Below are 12755 nucleotides of genomic sequence, written 5' to 3'. Positions count from 1 at the left end.
CCATCCGGCATGGCTTGGCTTAGCGCTTACCTCACCCGCCCTTCTTTCCACGCCTGCAACAGCTTGTCATAGGCAATCGTTTCGCCCTTGGGCTTTTCCTGCCCCAGCTTGCTCCACGGCGCTTTTTTGTCCGACAGCCATGCAGCAGGGTCTTTTTTATCATTCAACTTCGGCGAGCAGGATTTCATGCCGACGCGCTGCAGGCGGGCCATGATGTCGTCCATTTCATTGGCCAGATTATCCATGGCGGCCTGCGGCGTTTTTTCGCCGGTGATGGCGGTGGCGACATTTTTCCACCACAGTTGCGACATTTTCGGATAGTCCGGCACATTGGTTCCGGTCGGAGTCCATGCCACGCGCGCAGGGCTGCGGTAAAACTCGATCAGGCCGCCGTATTTATGCGCGTTTTTGGTGAAATACTCGTGCTTGATGTCCGATTCGCGGATGAAGGTCAGGCCGACGATAGACTTTTTGGTGGACACCGTTTTCGAGGTCACAAACTGGCCATATAACCAGGCGGCGGCCATGCGATCCGGCGGGGTGCTCTTCAAATACGTCCAGGAACCCACGTCTTGATAACCGTTTTGCATCCCTTCTTTCCAATACGGGCCATGCGGGGACGGGGCCATGCGCCATTTCGGCGTGCCATCCGCATTCACTGCCGGCAGGCCGGGCTTGGTCATGCCGGCGGTGAATGCGGTGTACCAGAAAATCTGCTGCGCAATCTGGCCTTGCGCCGGCACCGGGCCGGCTTCGCCAAAAGTCATGCCGATGGCGGTCGGCGGCGCATATTTTTTCATCCAGTCAATGTACTTGGTCAGCGCATACACAGCCGCCGGCGAATTGGTGGCGCCGCCGCGCGCCACCGAAGCGCCGACCGGGGTGCACTTATCATCCGCCACGCGAATGCCCCATTCATCCACCGGCATGCCGTTCGGAATGCCTTTATCTGCCGTGCCGGCCATGGACAGCCAGGCATCTGTAAAACGCCAGCCGAGGGACGGGTCTTTTTTGCCGTAGTCCATATGGCCGAAGACTTTTTTGCCGTCCAGCTCTTTCACATCATTGGTGAAGAAGGCGGCGATGTCTTCATACGCCGACCAATTCACCGGCACCCCGAGTTCGTAGCCGTATTTGGCCTTGAATTTTTCTTTCAAATCTTTGCGCTCAAACCAGTCAGCGCGGAACCAGTACAGATTGGCGAATTGCTGGTCAGGCAATTGATACAGCTTGCCGTCGGGGGAAGATGTGAAGGCGGCGCCGATGAAATCTTTCAAATCCAAGCCGGGATTAGTGAATTCCTTACCGGGGCCAGCCATGTAGTCCGACAAAATCACCGTGCCGCCGCTGCGGATATGGGTGCCGATCAAATCAGAATCATTAACCCAGCCGTCGTAAATCGATTTGCCCGATTGCAGGGAGGTTTGCAGTTTCTCCACCACATCGCCTTCCTGAATCGTGTCGTGCTTGACCTTGATGCCGGTGATTTCTTCAAACGCCTTGGCCAACACCTTGGATTCATAGGTATGCGTGTCAATAGTTTCGGAAACCACGCTGATTTCTTTCACGCCCTTTGCCTTGAGTTTGGCGGCAGCCTGGATAAACCATTTCATTTCTTCGACTTGCTGGGCGCGGCTCAAGCTGCTGGGCTGGAATTCTTTATCAATCCATTGTTCCGCCGCTTTGATATCCGCGTAAGCGCTGGCGGAGCACAGCATTGCTGCGGCGGCCAGTGCGGTCAACTTCCATTGTTTCATGTTATCTCCAAGTGAGTAGTCTGCTGCCATCTTCTGGCACAGCGCCTGCTGGCGTCTGTGCGTCCTGCGCATCCCAAGCGATGCAATAAAAACCTAAGCTTTGGCCATGATCAACACCATCAGCGCCAAGCCGATTGAGGCGGCAATCCATTGGCTCATATCTGTCAGAGCCACCCACAGCAAATTCACGTAGGCGCATGAGAGCAAACCGATAAATAAGCGGTCGCCGCGTGTGGTGACCAAGGGCAAAAATCCCTTGCGCGCCACGCAAGGGCTGCGGATTTCCCAAATCGTCATGACGATCAGCATGACGATGATGCAGCCGAAAAAGATTGCAATTTCGCGTGTCCACGACATCCAGGCCAGCCATTCCATTTCACACCCTCCCCATCGCAAAACCTTTGGCGATATGGTTGCGCACAAACCAGATCACTAAAGCGCCCGGCACAATCGTCAGCACGCCGGCAGCCGCCAATACGCCCCAATCCATGCCGGAAGCAGAGACGGTGCGCGTCATAATCGCGCCAATAGGTTTGGCGTTGACCGAGGTCAGGGTGCGCGCCAATAGTAATTCGACCCAGCTGAACATGAAGCAGAAAAAGGCTGTCACGCCCAGACCTGACTTGATCAGGGGCAGAAAAATCTTGAGGAAAAAGCGCGGGAAAGAAAAGCCATCGATATACGCTGTTTCATCAATCTCACGCGGAATGCCGGACATAAAACCTTCCAAAATCCACACCGCCAGCGGCACATTGAACAACATATGCGAAAGCGCCACGGCGATATGGGTATCCATTAAACCGACGCTGGAATACAGCTGGAAAAACGGCAGCAAAAACACCGCCGGCGGCGTCATGCGATTGGTCAAGAGCCAGAAAAACATATGCTTATCGCCCAGGAAGCGGTAGCGCGAGAACGCATACGCCGCCGGCAGCGCCACCAACAGGGACAGCACGGTATTGATGCCAACGTAGATGATGGCGTTGACATAGCCCATATACCATGAGGGGTCAGTGAAGATAATCTTGTAATTCGCCAGCGTGGGGCTGTTGGGCCACAGCGAAAACACAGAAATCGTCTCTTCATTGGTTTTCAAGGAAGTGTTGAGCAGCCAATACAGCGGGATGATGGTGAAAATGATGTAGGCCAGCAGCATCAGGCTGCGCGGCAGGCGGTTTTGCTCATTCATGTTCAGCTCCTGTCTGACCGCTTTGGCCGGCGCTTTGCATCCAGTTGTACAAGACAAAGCAAAAACCCAGGATGATCAGGAAGTAGATCAGCGAAAACGCCGCTGCCGGGCCGAGATCAAACTGTCCCACTGCTTTTTGCGTCAGATATTGCGATAAGAAGGTGGTGGAGTTACCCGGCCCGCCGCCGGTCAAAATAAAGGGCTCGGTGTAAATCATGAAGCTGTCCATAAAGCGCAGCAAGACCGCAATCATCAAGACGCCGCGCATCTTCGGCAATTGAATGTGGCGGAACACGGCCCAGCGGCTGGCGCCGTCAATTTGCGCGGCCTGGTAGTACGCCGCCGGAATCGAGCGCAGGCCGGCAAAACACAGCAAGGCCACCAGCGGCGTCCAGTGCCAGACATCCATCAGCAACACCGTGGCCCAGGCGTCGAAAGCGTGCAAGGCGTAGTTGTAATCCACCCCGAGCTTGGCCAGCGCATAGCCGCCCAAGCCGATATCGCTGCGCCCGAAAATCTGAAAAATGGTGCCCACCACATTCCAGGGAATTAACAGCGGCATGGCCAATACCACCAACGAGGCCGAGGATTTCCAGCCTTGCGCCGGCATCGATAAGGCCAGCGCGATGCCCAAGGGGATTTCCACCATTAAGACGCAAGCGGAAAAAATCATCTGGCGTTGCAAGGCTTCGCGCAGCTCCGGGTCGCGCATCACTTTTTGAAACCATTCCAGGCCGACGAAGACGCTTTGGGTCGGTGACAGAATATCTTGCACCGAATAATTGACCACCGTCATCAAGGGCACAATCGCAGAAAACGCGACGGTCAAAAATACCGGCAGGATAAAGAACCAGGCTTTATTGCTATACGGCTTCATGGCTTAACTCCCAACCCGGATGTCATTGCAAAAGAACAGGCTTTCCGGCGTCAGCACCTGCAACCAGTGCGCCCCCGGCGCAATGCTTTGTTCCAGCGGCAGGCGGGCTTTCAACACATGTGCGCCGCATTGCGCGGTCAGCAGTTGCGATGTGCCCAGGTTTTGCACGCGCAAGACTTGTGTTTCCAGCGCACCGGGTGCGCCGGGCGCAGCCAGACGCACAAATTCGGGACGCACGCCCAGTTGCAATGCGCCAGTCAGATTTTTCAGCGTGGCCAGCTGTTGCGGCGCGATGGGCAAGACGGCGTCGCCCAGCAAAATCTGTTCACCCTGTATGCGCAGCGGCAGAAAATTCATGCCGGGGCTGCCGACGAAATAACCGACAAAGGTATGCTCAGGCTGCATGAACAGCGCTTCCGGCTGGGCCTGTTGCACCACTTTGCCATTGGTCATCACCACCACTTCATCGGCGAAGGTGAGCGCCTCGATTTGGTCATGCGTGACATAGATCAGGGTCAATTTCAATTGCTGATGAATCTGTTTGAGCTTTTGCCGCAATTGCCATTTCATATGCGGGTCGATCACGGTCAGCGGTTCGTCAAACAAAATCGCCGCCACGTCTTTGCGCACCAGCCCGCGCCCGAGCGAGATTTTTTGCTTGGCGTCCGCCGCCAGACCGCTGGCGCGTTTTTTCAAGTCCGGCGTCAAATCCAGCATCTCAGCCACTTCATGCACGCGCTGTTTGACTTCGTGTTCGGCGATTTTGCGATTGCGCAGCGGGAAGGCCAGATTGTCAAACACGCTCATGCTGTCGTATAGCACCGGGAACTGGAACACTTGCGCAATATTGCGGCCCCGCGTTGGCGTGTGTGTCACATCCTGGCCGTCAAACAAGACCTGGCCTTCGGAGGGAAGCAACAAGCCGGAAATGATATTCAATAAGGTCGATTTGCCGCAGCCGGAGGGGCCGAGCAGCGCATACGCGCCGCCATCGCGCCATTCCATATTCATTGGCTGCAAAGCATAGTCGGCGCTTTGCGCCGCTTTGGAGCCTGGCTTCTGGCCATAAGCATGTCCCAGATTACGAAATTCAATACACGCCATGCTCAACCTCCTGCAGCGCTCAGCAAAGCGCCCTGTGCGTCAAATACAAAGATGTCTTGTGGCCGGATATGGGCTTGCAGGGCGCCGCCCAGTGGCGGCTGATGCACGCCAGGCAATTGCGCCACCAGAGTGTGGGCGCCGTAATGCAGATGCAAAAAACTTTCTGAGCCGCTCAATTCCGCCAGATCCAGCACACAGGGCAGGCTCAGCGCGTCAGCGCTGGCGTGCAAGCTGACATGATTACAGCGCACTCCGAGCAAACAGGCTTGCCCGGAACTGAGCTGGAGATCAGCGCGCGACAATCTGATTTCTGTCCCGTCAGCCAGGCGCAAGAGATTGCCAGCGCCTGCGGTGACAGGCAGCAGATTCATGGGCGGATCATTGAAAATCTCCGCTACGCGCCGATTCGCCGGCGCATTGTAAGCCGCCAGCGCAGGCGCACACTGCAAGATGCGGCCTGCATCCATCACACAGGTATGGCCGCCCAGCAGCAAGGCTTCCTGCGGTTCGGTGGTGGCGTACACCACCGTGGTTTTGCCATCCACAAACAAGCCGGCCAACTCTTCGCGCAATTCTTCGCGCAGCTTGTAATCCAGATTCACCAACGGCTCATCCAATAAGACCAGCGGAGCTTGTTTGATCAAGGCGCGCGCTAAGGCGGTGCGCTGTTGCTGGCCGCCGGATAATTCGCCGGGCAGGCGTTGCAGAAATTGCGCGATATGCAGCTTTTCCGCAATCGCGCGCACCCTGCTTTCAATTTCCGCAGGGGCGATTTTTTGAATACGCAAAGGGGCGGCGATGTTTTCAAATACCGTCAACGCCGGATAATTGATGAATTGCTGATACACCATGGCCAGATTGCGCTCGCGCACGCTGACCCCGGTCACGTCTTTGCCATCGACCAGTACGCGGCCACTGCTGGGCTGATCAAGGCCGGCAATCAAGCGCATCAGCGAAGTTTTGCCGGCCTGGGTCGGCCCCAGCAAGACATTGATGGCCCCTGCCGCCAGTTTTAAATCGCTGGGATAAATATGGGTTTCTCCCCCGACCAGCTTGCTGACGCCTTGTAATTCAAGAATCACGCTCTCTCCTTATTCTGCGCATGGCTGGCGCCGGATGTGTAGGCCCGCCATGAATATCTGCCCTGCCCATGGCGCTTACCAGTGGATGCGCTTACGCCCCGCATGCCGCCATCAGCAGCCGGCCAATCCCGCAGCGCCAGCGCGGCGACGGCGACAAAAATAGCGTGAAGCGCGGGGGAGCTTTGCATAGGCGAGAGGGGAATCTTGGGTGGCAGGAACAGGCATTCTTGCGCAAATACGAAGAGAAATCAACAGCTTTGCATACTATTTGCGTTCGTTTTTGTTCGATTAAGTTCATTTCATGCAGGGGAATTTTGCATAATTGTGAAAAATTGGTGTGGGCGGATGGGCAAATCTGGATGGGGTTTGTCAGCGGGGGATACATACCGGGCTGCGCCGGTTACGCAAACTGCGGCCTGAGCCGCAGTCAGCACCTTAATGAAAGGTTTTTCTGGATTCTCGACAATCTAATATCAAGAAATATTGGCGCATTGAAAGGTTGTATATCATGCCAAGAATGGTTTGAGGGGTAAAATCTATGGGCAGATAAAGCACTCGCATCACCGAAAGAAAGTATAAAAAATTCACTAAGGGGAGGGAGAATAGATGGTGAAATGGATTGCTATTTTTTTTCTGCAGCAATATTTTCCTTATTTTTGCTGGTTCCACAATATTCGGATTATCGCTCAGTTGCACGAACTGGCGCGCTGCTAAGCGAACTCACTTCTGTCCAAAAAAAATTGAGCACATTGCCGCGAGGGAGGGAAAGCTGGAGAACATTGCCATTGATTATGAAAAATCCATTTTCTCCCATTCACAACTTGACTATTTTTATGTAAGTCCAACTGGAGTTATTGTCGCCAAGCTGAAGGATGATGGGGCCATGCTTACCTTGATTCCACAGTTGCTCTCAAATCAAGTGAAGTGGAAATGTGTCGGCGCTCCAAGTAAGGATATGCCGCAACAGTGCCTGAATACGGCCTCACAGAAGTGAAGTTTAACCGCTCCATCAGTCAGGCGGCATCACCTTGTCAAACCCAAATCACCAGTTAGCCCTGCTCAGACCGACTGGAAAAAACATAATCGGCGAAGACTGGGGATGCAGGCGCCCCCTAGCCAAACCAGTCTGCAAGTTGTTTTGCGGCTTTCGCTTTGACTTCATCTGTGATGTGGATGGCGACAGTCGCGACGGCCGCCGCCAGTGCGCCAAGGTCGTCAGCGTAGCCAACCATTGGCGTGATGTCCGGGACTGCATCGACTGGAAAAATAAAGTAGCCGAGCGCGCCATAGATTACCGTTTTCGCCCAGGCCGGGGTTTTTGGCTCTTGTGCGGCATAATAAAGCCAAAGCGCTTTCTCAATGACCTCGCGTCCGGCTGTTTTTGCGTAACGCAGCACTTTGTCCCAGAAACCAGTGTCCGAGAACGCACTCTCATAGTTTTGCTGTTCCGTCATGTGTTTCCCCTTTTCGATTGCTGAAGCGCCTCAAGCGCAGATTGTATGAAGCTGCTGCAAGCGGGATGGCGTCAAGTCTTGCGATGGTGTATTTCAGGGCGAAGTGGCGCATCTCAAGACGGGAATCACAACAATTTGCGTATCATCGCAACATTTTTAAAATCACTCAGGAATCTCACATGTCCGACACAAACCCCGACCATAAGCTGCTGCAAGGCGCCTGCCATTGCGGCGCCATCAGCCTGACGCTGCCGGCCTTGCCGGAAAAGGCGACGCGCTGTAATTGTTCCATCTGTCGCCGGCTTGGCGCCACCTGGGCCTACTTTGCATACGGCTCGGTGCAAATCAGCGGCCACCCGCAACACACGGAGGAATACATTCAAGGCGATAAAACCCTGCGCACTGTGCGCTGCAAAACCTGTGGCGTGACCACGCATTGGGAGCCGCTGGCGCCCAAGCCGGACGCGATGCATGGTGTGAATTTGAACAACTTCCCGCCGGCCTTGCTGGAATCTTTAGTGATCCGGCGTTTCGATGGCGCCGACAGCTGGACTTTTATTGACTGAGCGTCGCCCTGCTCAGCCCCGCCCCAAACCAATCCACACCTGATAATCATGCCTACCGCCAAAGTCAAACAATCCGTCCCGGCGCTGCTGGACGATATTCGCCTGCTCAAGCCGCAAATCTATGAAATCGTCGAAGCTGTGCGCGCGCTGGCGCAGGCCAGTCTGGAAAACCTGAGTGAAGAAGTGAAATACGGCGGCATTTTGTTTGCTGACGGCGTGCAGTTTGGCGGCGTATTCGCTTATACCGCGCATGTCAGTGTGGAATTTGGGCATGGCGCCAAAATCGCCGATCCTTACGGCTTTCTGGAAGGCGCCGGCAAAGGCCGCCGTCATATCAAATTGCATACGCTGGCGCAAATCGAGGAGAAAAAATTGGCGGAATATCTTTTGCTGGCGCTGCGCGCCGCGCAGCAGGGATAAGCCAATTTAAGTCGGCGCCACAAACAACAACGCCGCCCTTGCGGCGGCGTCATCATCACGTCAAACCAGCATTACGCCGCTTCGCGCGCACTGCGTTTGCGCTCGTGTTCCTTCAGGTAACGCTTGCGCAGGCGGATGCTCTTCGGCGTTACTTCGACCAGCTCGTCGTCTTCGATGAATTCAACGGCGTATTCCAGCGACAGCGCAATCGGCGGCACCAGGCGCACGGCTTCATCAGTGCCGGAGGCGCGCACGTTGGTCAGCTGTTTGCCCTTGATCGGGTTGACCACCAGATCGTTGTCGCGCGAGTGGATGCCGATGATCATGCCTTCGTACACCGGGTCGTTGTGGCTGACGAACATGCGGCCACGGTCTTGCAGTTTCCACAGCGCGTAGGCGACAGCGGCGCCGTCTTCCTGCGAGATCAGCACGCCATTGCGACGGCCGGCCAACTCGCCCTTGCTGTTATCGACGGCGGCGTACTCGTCAAAAATATGGCTCATCAAGCCGGTGCCACGGGTCAAGGTCATGAATTCGCCCTGGAAGCCGATCAGGCCGCGCGCCGGAATACGGTATTCGAGACGCACGCGGCCCTTGCCGTCCGGTTCCATGTTTTGCAGGTCGCCACGGCGGCGGCCCAGTTCTTCCATCACGCCGCCTTGATGACCTTCTTCCACGTCAACCGTCAGCATTTCATATGGCTCGTGGCGCACGCCATCGACCATCTTGAACACCACGCGCGGACGCGAGACGGCCAGTTCATAGCCTTCGCGGCGCATGGTTTCCAGCAGAATCGTCAGGTGCAATTCGCCACGGCCCGAGACTTCAAACACGGTGTCGTCATCGGTCGGGGCCACGCGCAGCGCCACATTCGATTTCAATTCGCGTTCCAGACGTTCGCGCAATTGGCGGCTGGTGACGAATTTGCCTTCGCGGCCTGCCAGCGGCGAGGTGTTCACCATGAAGTTCATGGTCAGGGTCGGTTCATCCACGGTCAACATCGGCAGCGCTTCCGGCGTATCGACGGCGCAGATGGTGGAGCCGATGCCCACGTCTTCAATGCCGTTGATCAGGACGATGTCGCCAGCGATGGCTTCATCCACCAGCATGCGGTCCAGACCTTTGAATTTGAGCACTTGATTGATGCGCGCTTTGACCGGGGTGGCGCCTTCGCCATGCATCAAGACCACGTCTTGCAATGCGCGCACGCGGCCACGCTTGATACGGCCAATGCCGATCTTGCCGACGTAGGAAGAATAATCGAGGGAGGAGATTTGCAATTGCAGCGGGCCGTCCGGATCATCATCGCGCACCGGCACGTGCTGCAAAATCGCGTCAAACAGCGGTTTCATATCGCCGCCACGGGTTTCCGAATCCAGGCTGGCATAGCCGTTCAGGGCGGAAGCGAACACCACCGGGAAATCCAGCTGTTCGTCAGTAGCGCCCAGCTTGTCAAACAATTCAAAGGTGGCGTTGATAACCCAATCCGGACGTGCGCCCGGGCGGTCGATTTTGTTCACCACGACGATGGGCTTCAAACCCAGCGCCAGCGCTTTACGCGTCACGAAACGGGTTTGCGGCATCGGGCCTTCAACCGCGTCCACCAGCAACAGCACGCTGTCCACCATGGACAATACGCGCTCGACCTCGCCGCCGAAGTCGGCGTGGCCAGGGGTGTCAACGATGTTGATGTGGGTGCCTTCGTATTCCACCGCGCAGTTTTTCGCCAAAATGGTAATGCCGCGCTCTTTTTCCAGATCGTTGCTGTCCATCACGCGGTTATCGACATGCTGGTTTTCACGGAAGGTGCCGGACTGCTTCAGCAGTTGGTCAACCAGGGTGGTTTTGCCGTGGTCAACGTGAGCAATGATGGCGATATTGCGTAAAGCGCGTTTGGTATTGGACATGGTCACTTTCAGGAATAACAGGGTACCGGAATGCCACCGGCATGTTCTGACGGTGCAGGCGTTGGCGCCCGGGCTGCAACGGGCGCGGCATTATAGCATGTTGCAGCGCAGCGCAACCGGCGCATAGCAGACTGGTGCGCTATGCTTCTGAGATGCGGCGCGCGAAATTATAGCGGCTTTGTCTGTGGCCGTACAGTTTAATTTTTCTTTTTGGAAACTTTTCTCGGGTGGGGCGGGCTTGTCACAAAATGCTGCTGCGTGGCCCGCCGGCAACAGCGGCGGCGATGAAACAGATGTCCGCCGCGCCCCCATTTTGTGGCGCAAAATCAGGCGCGCGCGCTTTTCGCCGCCATGCGCAGCACGGAAGGGCTGTCGCTGTATTGCGCCACTTGCTCCAGCTTGACCCAGGCCAAGGCATTTGATTCATCGCTGAGCTGCAATTGCGCATCGACGGCTTGCAGCAAAAAGCGCACATCATAATGATAATGTGCGGCTTCCGCGCCGCGCGCCGGGATCTGGTGCACATCGACATCAAATATTTGCGGCGACAGCAGGCGCAAGTTCTGCAAACCGCTTTCTTCGCGCACTTCACGCATGGCGGCCAGGTGAATCTCGGCATCGTCTTCCAGATGGCCGCCCGGCTGCAGCCAGCGCTTGAGTTTTTTGTGATGCAGCAGCAAGACCGCAGATGCATCCGGCGCCATGACCCAGGCGGAAGCGGTAATATGTCCCGGAATGCAATGCCGGCTGCAGCAGTCGGGATGCGTTTGCACAAACTCGATGGTGGCGGCCAGATGCCGGGCTTCAGTGGCGTCGAAAGCCTGGTGTTGCGCCAGCAGCGCAGATATTTGGGTTCGCATCATTATTCTGTTTTGAGAAAAAATCGGCAAAGTTGTTTGCCGCGCCGCAGCTCATGCACAAGCCTCTGGCGCAGGCTGGGTTAAGCGAAGCGCAAGCCGGCGTCCGACAGCGGTGGATAAACAGAGGAATTGTAGCCGCCGCTCCTGCTGCAAGCCGCTCCTGCCGTCATCACATCACCACCAGCCGCTCCGGCGCCAACACGCCATGCATGGCGAATTGCGCTGTGCCCAGCAAACGCGCGCCCGCTGTGGGCGGGGCGCAGACCAGCTGCGCGCCCTCATGCGCATAAACGCGCACCCGCCCCGGCGGCAAGGCGCAATCACGCCCCAGCGCCAGGCGCTGGCCATGGCCAAAGCGCTGCGCCATGTCCGGCGGCAATTGCACTGCGGGGAAGGTGGAGAGCAAAGCGTCCAGCGGGGCCAGCAAAGCGGCGCGCGCGTCTTCCGCCAGCGCTTCGATTTGCGCAACGGTGTATGCGCCTGCCAATGTCAAATCACCGACCTGCACCCGGCGCAGAGCCTGTAAATGCGCCCCCGTCCCTAAGGCGCGGCCAATGTCCTCACCCAGCACGCGGATATACGTGCCTTTGCTGCAGCACACGCGCAGGCGCAAAAACGGCGCTTGCCATTCGAGCAGGCTTAATTCATGAATCGTCACGGCGCGCGCTTCACGTTCCAGCTCAATGCCGGCGCGCGCATATTCATACAGCGGTTTGCCGTCGCGCTTCAAGGCCGAGTACATCGGCGGCACCTGGGAGATCGGGCCACGGAATTGCGCCAATGCGGCTTCAATTTGCGCTGAATTCAAGTCCGGCAAAGCGGGACAGGGAAGCGTCTCGCCTTCGGTGTCGCCGGTGGTGGTGGCGACACCCAGATGCACCACGGTTTCATAGGTTTTATCGGCGTCCAGCAAGTCTTGTGAAAACTTGGTGGCCTCACCGAAACACAGGGGCAATAAACCGGTGGCGAAGGGGTCCAGCGTGCCGGTATGGCCGGCTTTGCTGGCGGCCAGCAGCCATTTGGCGCGGCCCAGCGCGTCATTGCTGGAAATGCCGGCGTCTTTGTCCAGCAATAAAACACCGTGCAGCAGGCGGCGCGGCTTTTTCGCCGGTTTATTCATGCCTCATCATCCTTGGCGCGGCTGGCGTTGGCCTGATCAATCAACTGCGACATCGCCATCCCGCGCACGGTCGAGTTATCGTGCAGGAAATGCAATTGCGGCAGGGTGTGGATGTGCAAACGGCGGCCCAATTGATTGCGCAAATAGCCGGCGGCGGCTTGCAAACCGGCCAGGGTTTGCGCTACCGCTTTCTGATCATCCACCAGGGTGGTGAACCAGATTTTGGCGTGCGCATAATCAGGTGTGAGCTGCACTTCGGTCAGCGTGATCATGCCCACGCGCGGGTCTTTCAATTCAAAACTGATGATTTCGGCCAGATCGCGCTGGATCTGGTCTGCCACGCGGATGCCGCGCGGCGCGGTGCTTTTCTTAGCCATGATTTTCTTTCTGATTTGCGCAGCGGCTTGACAGCCTGCGCG

The 12755-nt window shown here is 56.7% G+C and carries 15 protein-coding genes; 4 read left to right on the top strand and 11 right to left on the bottom strand.

What is annotated here, in order from left to right; translation table 11 throughout:
* Window positions 1-26: 26 nt before the first annotated feature.
* The 6 genes from V8J88_RS05245 to V8J88_RS05220 form a co-directional block, all read right to left on the bottom strand.
* Window positions 27-1757 (bottom strand): ABC transporter substrate-binding protein, encoded by a 1731-nt coding sequence (locus tag V8J88_RS05245; protein WP_338848243.1) that lies wholly within the window; start codon window positions 1755-1757, stop codon window positions 27-29.
* A 93-nt stretch (window positions 1758-1850) separates the two neighbouring features.
* Window positions 1851-2132, bottom strand: coding sequence for a DUF2160 domain-containing protein (locus tag V8J88_RS05240; RefSeq protein WP_338848242.1), 282 nt, complete (start codon window positions 2130-2132; stop codon window positions 1851-1853).
* Between the two features lies 1 nt (window position 2133).
* Window positions 2134-2946: a carbohydrate ABC transporter permease gene (locus tag V8J88_RS05235; protein ID WP_338848241.1), complete on the bottom strand. Its 813-nt coding sequence runs from the start codon at window positions 2944-2946 to the stop codon at window positions 2134-2136.
* On the bottom strand, window positions 2939-3823 hold the full coding sequence (locus V8J88_RS05230; RefSeq protein WP_338848239.1) for a sugar ABC transporter permease: 885 nt from the start codon (window positions 3821-3823) through the stop codon (window positions 2939-2941). Before V8J88_RS05230 ends, V8J88_RS05235 begins: the two co-directional genes overlap by 8 nt.
* Window positions 3824-3826: 3 nt before the next feature.
* The gene (locus tag V8J88_RS05225) at window positions 3827-4927 is read right to left on the bottom strand and encodes an ABC transporter ATP-binding protein (protein ID WP_338848238.1); all 1101 of its coding nucleotides are present in this window, start codon (window positions 4925-4927) and stop codon (window positions 3827-3829) included.
* 2 nt (window positions 4928-4929) lie between these two features.
* Window positions 4930-6009, bottom strand: a complete 1080-nt coding sequence (locus V8J88_RS05220) for an ABC transporter ATP-binding protein (RefSeq protein ID WP_338848237.1) — start codon at window positions 6007-6009, stop codon at window positions 4930-4932.
* A gap of 68 nt (window positions 6010-6077) precedes the next feature.
* Here V8J88_RS05220 and V8J88_RS05215 point away from each other — a divergent pair, with 68 nt between their 5' ends.
* Both V8J88_RS05215 and V8J88_RS05210 read left to right on the top strand, forming a co-directional pair.
* On the top strand, window positions 6078-6542 hold the full coding sequence (locus V8J88_RS05215) for a hypothetical protein (protein ID WP_338848236.1): 465 nt from the start codon (window positions 6078-6080) through the stop codon (window positions 6540-6542).
* A gap of 86 nt (window positions 6543-6628) precedes the next feature.
* On the top strand, window positions 6629-7003 hold the full coding sequence (locus V8J88_RS05210; protein ID WP_338848235.1) for a hypothetical protein: 375 nt from the start codon (window positions 6629-6631) through the stop codon (window positions 7001-7003).
* A gap of 118 nt (window positions 7004-7121) precedes the next feature.
* Here V8J88_RS05210 and V8J88_RS05205 read toward each other — a convergent pair whose 3' ends face one another.
* Complete coding sequence (locus V8J88_RS05205; protein ID WP_338848234.1) at window positions 7122-7463, bottom strand: DUF1232 domain-containing protein; 342 nt, start codon at window positions 7461-7463, stop codon at window positions 7122-7124.
* Between the two features lie 179 nt (window positions 7464-7642).
* On the opposite strand from V8J88_RS05205, the gene V8J88_RS05200 reads away from it, so the two are divergent.
* Together V8J88_RS05200 and V8J88_RS05195 are read left to right on the top strand one after the other, a co-directional pair.
* Entirely contained in the window at window positions 7643-8029 is a 387-nt protein-coding gene (locus V8J88_RS05200; protein ID WP_338848233.1) for a GFA family protein, read from the top strand.
* A gap of 48 nt (window positions 8030-8077) precedes the next feature.
* Entirely contained in the window at window positions 8078-8449 is a 372-nt protein-coding gene (locus V8J88_RS05195; RefSeq protein ID WP_338848232.1) for a DUF1801 domain-containing protein, read from the top strand.
* Window positions 8450-8520: 71 nt separating this feature from the next.
* Here V8J88_RS05195 and typA read toward each other — a convergent pair whose 3' ends face one another.
* The 4 genes from typA to rbfA all read right to left on the bottom strand — a co-directional run bounded on the left by typA (window position 8521) and on the right by rbfA (window position 12713).
* Window positions 8521-10356, bottom strand: a complete 1836-nt coding sequence (typA, locus tag V8J88_RS05190; RefSeq protein WP_338848230.1) for a translational GTPase TypA — start codon at window positions 10354-10356, stop codon at window positions 8521-8523.
* Between the two features lie 326 nt (window positions 10357-10682).
* Window positions 10683-11219: an NUDIX hydrolase gene (locus V8J88_RS05185; RefSeq protein ID WP_338848229.1), complete on the bottom strand. Its 537-nt coding sequence runs from the start codon at window positions 11217-11219 to the stop codon at window positions 10683-10685.
* 166 nt (window positions 11220-11385) lie between these two features.
* Window positions 11386-12336, bottom strand: a complete 951-nt coding sequence (truB, locus tag V8J88_RS05180) for a tRNA pseudouridine(55) synthase TruB (protein WP_338848227.1) — start codon at window positions 12334-12336, stop codon at window positions 11386-11388.
* Complete coding sequence (gene rbfA / locus V8J88_RS05175; protein ID WP_338848226.1) at window positions 12333-12713, bottom strand: 30S ribosome-binding factor RbfA; 381 nt, start codon at window positions 12711-12713, stop codon at window positions 12333-12335. Before rbfA ends, truB begins: the two co-directional genes overlap by 4 nt.
* Window positions 12714-12755: the final 42 nt, after the last annotated feature.

The organism is Massilia sp. W12 (genome assembly GCF_037300705.1).
Lineage (GTDB): Bacteria > Pseudomonadota > Gammaproteobacteria > Burkholderiales > Burkholderiaceae_D > JACPVY01.
The sequence above is the reverse complement of the archived record's forward strand: the minus strand, read 5'-3'. Positions and strand labels throughout refer to the sequence as shown.

What these genes read in the sequence shown, in the direction of transcription:
- V8J88_RS05245 (WP_338848243.1), bottom strand. Translation starts at nt 1,757, where the DNA reads ATGAAACAATGGAAGTTGACCGCACTGGCCGCCGCAGCAATGCTGTGC.
- V8J88_RS05240 (WP_338848242.1), bottom strand. Translation starts at nt 2,132, where the DNA reads ATGGAATGGCTGGCCTGGATGTCGTGGACACGCGAAATTGCAATCTTT.
- V8J88_RS05235 (WP_338848241.1), bottom strand. Translation starts at nt 2,946, where the DNA reads ATGAATGAGCAAAACCGCCTGCCGCGCAGCCTGATGCTGCTGGCCTAC.
- V8J88_RS05230 (WP_338848239.1), bottom strand. Translation starts at nt 3,823, where the DNA reads ATGAAGCCGTATAGCAATAAAGCCTGGTTCTTTATCCTGCCGGTATTT.
- V8J88_RS05225 (WP_338848238.1), bottom strand. Translation starts at nt 4,927, where the DNA reads ATGGCGTGTATTGAATTTCGTAATCTGGGACATGCTTATGGCCAGAAG.
- V8J88_RS05215 (WP_338848236.1), top strand. Translation starts at nt 6,078, where the DNA reads ATGGCGCTTACCAGTGGATGCGCTTACGCCCCGCATGCCGCCATCAGC.
- V8J88_RS05205 (WP_338848234.1), bottom strand. Translation starts at nt 7,463, where the DNA reads ATGACGGAACAGCAAAACTATGAGAGTGCGTTCTCGGACACTGGTTTC.
- V8J88_RS05200 (WP_338848233.1), top strand. Translation starts at nt 7,643, where the DNA reads ATGTCCGACACAAACCCCGACCATAAGCTGCTGCAAGGCGCCTGCCAT.
- V8J88_RS05195 (WP_338848232.1), top strand. Translation starts at nt 8,078, where the DNA reads ATGCCTACCGCCAAAGTCAAACAATCCGTCCCGGCGCTGCTGGACGAT.
- typA (WP_338848230.1), bottom strand. Translation starts at nt 10,356, where the DNA reads ATGTCCAATACCAAACGCGCTTTACGCAATATCGCCATCATTGCTCAC.
- V8J88_RS05185 (WP_338848229.1), bottom strand. Translation starts at nt 11,219, where the DNA reads ATGATGCGAACCCAAATATCTGCGCTGCTGGCGCAACACCAGGCTTTC.
- truB (WP_338848227.1), bottom strand. Translation starts at nt 12,336, where the DNA reads ATGAATAAACCGGCGAAAAAGCCGCGCCGCCTGCTGCACGGTGTTTTA.
- rbfA (WP_338848226.1), bottom strand. Translation starts at nt 12,713, where the DNA reads ATGGCTAAGAAAAGCACCGCGCCGCGCGGCATCCGCGTGGCAGACCAG.